Below are 5420 nucleotides of genomic sequence, written 5' to 3'. Positions count from 1 at the left end.
TAGGCGATCCCCAGGGTCGCATCGCGCGCCACCCGCACGTCGAGGCCGGCCTGCGCCACCAGGGCGTCGCGGCCGATCGGCGTGCCCGCGATCAGGAAGGCCGGACCCGTGCCGAAGCTCAGCAGGGCTTTGGGGACCACGTCGCCATAGGCGCGGCGGTAGCCGACGAGCCCGTGCAGCGAGACCGGCGCGTCGAGGCCGAGCCCCAGGCTGGTCTGCCCGCGCACGCCCACCGTCGAGGTTGCCACCTCGGTGGTCTGCGCCGCCCCGGTCAGCGCGGCCAGCCCGCCGGTCTCGGCGAAGCGGTCCCGCCCGATCGACACGTAGGCCCCGCCCACGAAGGGCTCGAGATAGGTCGGCGCGAGCGCGGCCACCGGCGCGTCGCCCCCGGTGACCGGCGACGATGCCGTTCCGAGAAAGATCTTGTAGCCGATCTCGCCGAAGCCCTGCACGGTGGCGCCGCCGTAGCGGGCCGTGTCGCTGTCGGAGAACCCGGCAAAGCTCACCGCCCGGCGCAGGCGGCTCGCCTGGTCGGCATAGACCGCGCCGAGGCGCAGGGCGAAGGGCCCGCGCTCGACGCCGCCATAGACGGCCCCGAAGCCCCCCTCGATCGTGCCCGATTGCAGGCGCCCTGTGGCGTCGAGGCTGGTCGCGGTGTAGCCGCCCGCGACCCCGAGGCGGAAGCCCGTCTCCAGGCGCAGATCCGCGCCGAGCACGAAGCCGGAGGTCTGGCGGGCCAGCCCGGCGGCGTTGCCGTCGCCGCGCGCCTGCCCGAAGCTGCCGAAGCCCTGGCCCCAGAGCCCGAACACGCGCGGGTCGAGCACCCGCACGGGCACGGGCGCGACCGCCGCGGCCCGCCCCGGCAGGTCGGCCGTGTAGGCCGCCGGCAGGGTGCCGTAGTCGGTGGCCTCGCCCAAGCCCGGGCTGGCGCCCCAGCGCAGGCGGTCGAGGATGGCCTCGCGCACGAAGAAGGCGGTCTCGAACTGGGCTCCGGCCGCGCTGGCGTGGATGTCGCCGGTGAGCGCCCCGAAGGCGGCGCGCGCCTCCGGCGTGGTCAGCCCGACGCTGCGGGCGTAGAGCGCGCCGCCCGCGCCCGCCGCCTGGACGGCGTCGGCGACGCTGGCCTGGTTGCGGGTCTGGGCGATGGTGGAGAAGGCGATGTCGTTGCGGGTCAGGGTGAGGTCGACCTCGGTGGCCGCGTAGCGCAGGGTGGGTGTCAGGAAGGCGAGGTTCGCGGTGACACCCGCGAACTGCCCGCTGACGCCGCCGGTGGCGCTGAGCACCACGTACGCGGTGCGCGGGTCGTAAGTGCCGGCCGCGGCCAGCACCTGCACGGTGCCGCCCGCGAGCGTGGCGGTGCCGGCCACCGCGAGGCGGTCGGCCTGTCCGGCGGCGTTGGCCTCGACCTGGAAGGTCGAGCCCGCCGCAAAGCGCGCGTTGCCGGCGACGTTCAGCGTGCCGATGGAGTTGCCCGGCGCCACCACCGCGCCCGACTGTGCCACCACGCCCCCCACCGTGCCCGTGCCGCCCAAGGTGCCGCCCGCGCCCACCGTCACGGTGCCCGTGATGGTGCCGTTGGCGAAGAGGGCTCCGGTCTGGCCGATGGTGACGTCGGTGGTGACGCGGTCGCTCGCGTCCATCGACAGGCTGCCGATGACGTTCTGGAAGTACCCGGCGGCGCTGTAGAGATCGAGGCGCGACCAGTAGCTGAGCGCGGTGCCGTAGAAGGCGCTGAGCGCGTTCGACTCGGTGTTCACGAGGATCTGGTTGATCGTGCTGGTCTGGAGCGAGCCGTAGAGGCCGCCGCCCGGCGCGATCTGCGCGGCCGCGCTGCTGCTGCCCCCATAGAGGGGTGCGAGCAGGATCGCGGCGTCTGGGCCGCCGATGGGCGCCGCCTCGCGGGGGGCCTGCGCGAAGGTCAGGGTCGGCAGGCCGTAGGCTTGGCGGGACTGGTAGAGCGCCTGATTGGCGGCCGATGGCACGTAGGGATCGCTGGCGGTGTTGGCGCCGCTCGTGGCGCAGGTGGAAACGGCCGCGCCGCAGCCCGCCGAGAGGTATCCGGAGAGTTCGCCCCGCGCCTGGGTGAACAGGGCGGTCAGGTTGATCGCGGTGCCGGTGGTGGTGGCGTTGTTGATGTAGGCGGGGTTCGTGAAGGCCTGCGCGAGATCGTAGGCCGCGAAGGATCGGCTCGCGATGATGTCGAGCGGGTAATGCACGCCGAGCACGATGCGGCTGTCGGCGTATTCCGAGCCCCGCAGGAGCATGCTCTGGTAGAGCGACGGCGTCAGCATGCCGAGCAGGATCGAATCGGTGATCGCGTAGTTGGTGTGCCCGCTCGGGAACGAGGGGTTGGTGGTCAAGCCGTTGATCGAAGTCGGGTCGAACTGGGCGATGGCGTTCGGCCGGGCCTGGACCGGGCGCGAGCTGCCGTAGACGTCCTGGCCCGGGTCCGTGTTTCGGACGCCGGCGGCGATGTCGAGGACGCTGTCGGTGGTGTTGGGCAGGCCGTTGAAGCGCGGCAGGGTGAAGCCGGCGGGCGCCACGGCCGGAACCGCGACGTAGCCCGCCGGGGTCACGCTCGGATTGGTGGCGGCGCCGTTGGCGAAGTAGTTCTTGGCGACGCCGAGATCCGAACTCGTGAAGGTGTAGGCGCGGTTGAGCAGGTCGAAGGTCTTGGCGAGGGGTCCCGTCGTCGCCGTGCTGGCGCGGATGCCGCTCTGGTAGAGCGGGCCGAGCACGCTGCCGTAGCCGCCGACTGGCTGGACCGAATTGATGGTGCCCGGCACGCCGGGATTGCTCTGGATGGCCTGGAGCGGCAACCCGCCCGCGAGGTTGTCGGCGGGTCCGAGATTGACCACCGTGCCGCCGACCAGCGTGATCGAGCCGAGGAACGGCGTATTGCCGGGCAGCGCCTTGTCGCTGATGGCGAGGGCCCGCTGCTGGGGCGTCGAATTGTTGTTGGTCGCGATGGCCTGCGAGAGGTTGAGTTGCAGCGTCGCCTGCCCCACCGCACTCGCGTTGAGGCCGAGGAACGGCCCAAGCAGGTTGAGCACGTTGGCATTGGCCGGCGTGATGTTGGCGGTCTGAGCCTGCGCGGAGGCTAGACCGCTCGCCGCGATCATGATGGCTGCTGTCGATACACCGTATTGGAACCGCATGATTCGCCCCCCGCTCCCGTCCCCTGGACCGGGAGCCTGGATAGCGAAGCGCACGATCCGCGCTTGTTCATAATCCCGTCACATTTTATACGCTGTCACGCCGTGATGATTCCGCAACAACAGGTGTCGGTCTTTCAAATACTTTGCCGCCGAAGCATAAGCGTCGTCCTCGAGAACGGGGCGCGGCCAATTCGAGCGTGCAGCCTTCAAGCCGCGCTCAGGGCCCCGGCATCGTCGCCAAGAGCCGGTTCCAGGCGCGAGACCCGAGCGACGGCGTCGCGCAGGGTGGCCAGGTCCGCATCCGTCTGGGTTCCGAAAGTGGAGAGGTGGCGGCGGTAGGCGCGGGCGCCCGGGCGACCGTTGAAGAGGCCGAGCATGTGCCGCGTCACCGCGTGGAGGCGAAGGCCCGACTGGAGGACGTCCGCGAGAAACGGAGCGAAGGCCTCCACCGCGTCGAACGGGTCGGCCACCGGCGCGTCCTCCCCGAACAGGATCGGATCGACCCCGATCAGGATCGCCGGGTCGCTGTAGGCCGCCCGGCCGATCATCACGCCGTCGACCTCCGCGAGATGGGCAGCCGCGTCGGCGATCGTGACGATGCCGCCGTTGATGGCGATGGGCAGGGTGGGATGCGCCCGCTTCAGCCGGGCCACCCGCCCGTAATCGAGGGGCGGCACGTCGCGGTTCTCCTTGGGCGACAGGCCCTGCAGCCAGGCCTTGCGGGCATGGACCACGAGCCCGTCGACCCCCGCCGCGATCACCGCGTCGGCAAGGGCGTCGAGGGCCCGTTCCGTGTCCTGGTCGTCGACGCCGATGCGGCACTTCACCGTCACGGGAACCGACACCGCCGCCTTCATGGCGGCCACGCATTCCGCGACCAGGGCCGGGTCGCGCATCAGGCAGGCGCCGAAACGCCCGTCCTGGACCCGGTCCGACGGGCAGCCGACATTGAGGTTGACCTCGTCGTAGCCGAAGTCCTCGGCGATGCGGGCGGCTTCGGCCAGATCCGCCGGGTTGGAGCCGCCGAGCTGCACCGCGACGGGGTGCTCCCGCGCGTCGAAGCCAAGCAGCCGCTCGCGGGGCCCGTGGATCACGGCGCCGGTGGTGACCATCTCGGTGTAGAGCCGGGCGCGACGCGACAGCGTGCGGTGGAAGGCCCGGCAATAACGGTCGGTCCAGTCCATCATGGGCGCGATGGAGAAGCGGAGGTCGCGGGCGGTCATCGGGAGGAGATAGCCGTCCGCGCCATCGGCTTCAACGCGGGGCCGGTCCGCTCAGTGATCGTGCTTGCAGTCGGGTCCGTGGACGTGGCCGTGCCCGTGGCCCTGCGTTGGCGCGTGTCCATGATCGTGGTGGGCATGGTCGTGGTGGGCATGATCGTGGTGGGCATGTGTCGCAGGGTCATGCGCGCCATGGTCGTGATTGTGAGGCTCATGCGCGGAATGGTCGTGCGCCTCGTGCGCGTGATGGTCGTGGCCGCACTGGCTGTGGTCGTGGGCGGCCCGCTCGGGCTTGAAGGCGCGGGTCACCGGGGTGGCGGCGCAGCCCTGGCCGCGCACGAGTTCGGCGGCGCTGCGGGGCACGTAGAGCACGTCCGCGGCGATCTCGGCGGGCACGTGGCTCCCGCCGAGCTGCCAGGCGAGGCGCAGGAGGCGGGCCGGGTTCTCGGCGCGCACCTCCAGCAGGGGCTCCCCTGCGGCCCGGATCGCGACGAGGCGGCCGTCTTCGAGGCGCAGGGCGTCGCCGTCCTCAAAGGTCGCGGCCTTGGCCAGGGCGAGGGCGAGGGCGAGGCCGCCCTCCCCGGTCAGGTTCTCGGGCGGGGCCTGCCGGGCGGCGTGATCGAGCACGATGGTGTCGACGACCGCGTCGGCGCGGACGGCGACCTTGCGGACGATGGTGGTGGCGCGCAGCATGGATTCCTCGGCGTCGGGACGGCGGGCGGTGATGGGCGCATCACTAGAGGGTTTTTCGCCCCGACGGAAAGGCGACGCGGAACCTTAGCCATACGGCGTGCATTTGTGATCCGGAATGCTTAAGCTCGGGCGGCACCGACACAACGGCCGAAGGCCGGGTCACGACGCACAAGGGAGTCTCGGAATCATGAAGAAGCTCATCGCCGCCGCCCTCGCGGGCGGTCTCGCCCTCTCCCTCGGTGCGTGCAACACGCCGCAGGACCGCGCCCTCGGTGGCGCCGGCCTCGGCGCCCTCGCGGGTGCGGCCATCGGCGGAGCCGCCACCGGCCGGGCCGGCGGCGCGCTCGCG

The 5420-nt window shown here is 71.8% G+C and carries 3 protein-coding genes; all 3 read right to left on the bottom strand.

All coding sequences use genetic code 11. From position 1 onward, the window contains the following. Positions 1 to 3122, bottom strand: a 3122-nt coding sequence (locus JWQ05_RS20010; protein ID WP_299662436.1) for an autotransporter domain-containing protein, incomplete at its 3' end; no start/stop codon positions are given. A 242-nt stretch (positions 3123 to 3364) separates the two neighbouring features. After that, positions 3365 to 4381, bottom strand: coding sequence for a tRNA dihydrouridine(20/20a) synthase DusA (dusA, locus tag JWQ05_RS20005; protein WP_299662433.1), 1017 nt, complete (start codon positions 4379 to 4381; stop codon positions 3365 to 3367). A 51-nt stretch (positions 4382 to 4432) separates the two neighbouring features. Next, positions 4433 to 5071, bottom strand: a complete 639-nt coding sequence (locus JWQ05_RS20000) for an urease accessory protein UreE (RefSeq protein ID WP_299662430.1) — start codon at positions 5069 to 5071, stop codon at positions 4433 to 4435. Positions 5072 to 5420 lie beyond the last annotated feature (349 nt).

The organism is Methylobacterium sp., assembly GCF_028290105.1.
Lineage (GTDB): Bacteria > Pseudomonadota > Alphaproteobacteria > Rhizobiales > Beijerinckiaceae > Methylobacterium.
This window is presented reverse-complemented; position numbering and strand designations above follow the sequence as displayed.